Origin of the sequence: Mesobacillus sp. (assembly GCF_049588175.1) — a bacterium.
Classification (GTDB): Bacteria; Bacillota; Bacilli; order Bacillales; family Cytobacillaceae; genus Mesobacillus.
Genome location: NZ_JBAVFI010000147.1, coordinates 1 through 1,727, shown reverse-complemented (window position 1 = coordinate 1,727; position 1,727 = coordinate 1). Strand labels below are relative to the sequence as shown.

Below are 1,727 nucleotides of genomic sequence, written 5' to 3'. Positions count from 1 at the left end.
AATGAATACAAACCGATTCTTACCGTAAAATCTGGTGATACGATCAGAATGCAAACTCCTGACATTGAATGGGGCTATTCCAAATCGAAGGGAGAAGAAAGAGTTTTTTTCAAATCTAAAGAAAATGAGGTCGACCCTCGTCATCCTATGATCGGTCCTATTAAAATTGCTGAAGCTAAACCAGGAATGGTATTAGAAGTGAAATTGAATGATATTGTCCCAGGCTGGTACGGAACGAATTGGGCAGGCGGTAAATCGAGCTGGCAAAATGACCACCTCGGCTTAACAAATTCAGAGAGAATCCGACTTGATTGGGAATTAAACTCAAAGACGATGACTGCTACTATGCATATCGGTGACCGCCCATTTCATGTCGGCCTCAACCCTTTCATCGGCTTAATGGGTGTAGCACCCGCAGAAGAGGGTGTCCATGTTACCTCCCCTCCCCGCTATTGTGGAGGAAATATTGATTGCAAAGAACTCGGCAGAGGAAGCACTCTTTTTCTGCCAATCTCAGTAGATGGCGCACTCTTCTCGATAGGTGATGGACACGCAGCTCAGGGAGATGGAGAAGTATCCGGAACTGCGATTGAATGCCCAATGGATTTAGTTGATATCACCCTAATCTTAAGAGATGACCTGAAACTCACCATGCCGAGGGCACTCACTCCATCTGGCTGGATTACCTTTGGTTTCAATGAAGATTTAGATCTTGCAGCCGCACAAGCACTTAATGAAATGACGGAGCTGATACGCGAACTCCACCATATTGAAAAAGCGGAGGCATTAGCTCTTGCGAGTGTGATAGTTGATCTGAGAGTCACACAGGTAGTTAACGGTGTAAAAGGTGTCCATGCTGTTTTACCGCATGGTGCAATAAGATAAAAAAAGCCCCTGTTTAGTCACTAGTATCGTGGGTAAGCAGGGGCTTTTACTTAGTTAGCTTTCCTTGTATCAAAGTCCTCAATATGCCTGATAACGTCAACCAGCCTTTTTTCTGCCATCGATTTCAGCCGCAGTGCATGTTTATCAAATGCCAGACTTTCTGTTACTGGATTCGGCACAATCACGCACTTTAGTCCAGCTGCTACAGCGGCATTCAGTCCATTTAAAGAATCCTCGAAAGCGATTGCTTCAGCGGGTTCGATATTCAAGGCGTCAACCGCTTTTAAATATAAATCCGGTGCCGGCTTTACTTTTTCAACATCATCACGCGTGACAATCACTTCGAAATAGTTTAATAGGCCCAGCTCGCCAAGAAAATGGGTTACCCACTCCCGGGAGGAACTGGAAGCAAGAGCTATTTTATATCCTGAACTTTTCGCCTCGTCCAGATATTCCTTAACCCCCTCACGCGCCTGCGCTGCAGCCATTTTCTCCTTATGTATACCATAAGCTCTTGTCTTAATTTCCTCAGTGTTGCAGCTTTCGCCCAACTGCTCTTTAAGATAAGCATACAACACAGTATCATCAGTCCCGATGCATTTTGCAAATTCTTCAAGAGGCAGCTCTGCTTGATAAAAATTCAATGCTTCCTTAAAAGCCTCATACCAAGCTGTCTCAGTGTCGATAATTAATCCATCAAAATCAAAAATAATTGCTGAAATCATTGTAAACCTCCCTTTCCTCATTAATTCAGACGATTTTTAGGCAGAAACGTTTCATGTATCTTTAAGTATTAAAAAATGATACCTGTTTATTAATTATTAAATTACAAACGGAACTAG

At 43.0% G+C, this 1,727-nt stretch carries 2 protein-coding genes; one reads left to right on the top strand and one right to left on the bottom strand.

Annotated elements, in window-relative coordinates; translation table 11 throughout:
* The coding region (locus tag WB217_RS03590; protein ID WP_423990709.1) for an acetamidase/formamidase family protein at positions 1 to 885 on the top strand (885 nt) is incomplete at its 5' end.
* Between the two features lie 50 nt (positions 886 to 935).
* Here WB217_RS03590 and WB217_RS03585 read toward each other — a convergent pair.
* Positions 936 to 1,607, bottom strand: a complete 672-nt coding sequence (locus WB217_RS03585) for an HAD family hydrolase (RefSeq protein WP_423990711.1) — start codon at positions 1,605 to 1,607, stop codon at positions 936 to 938.
* Between the last annotated feature and the right edge of the window lie 120 nt (positions 1,608 to 1,727).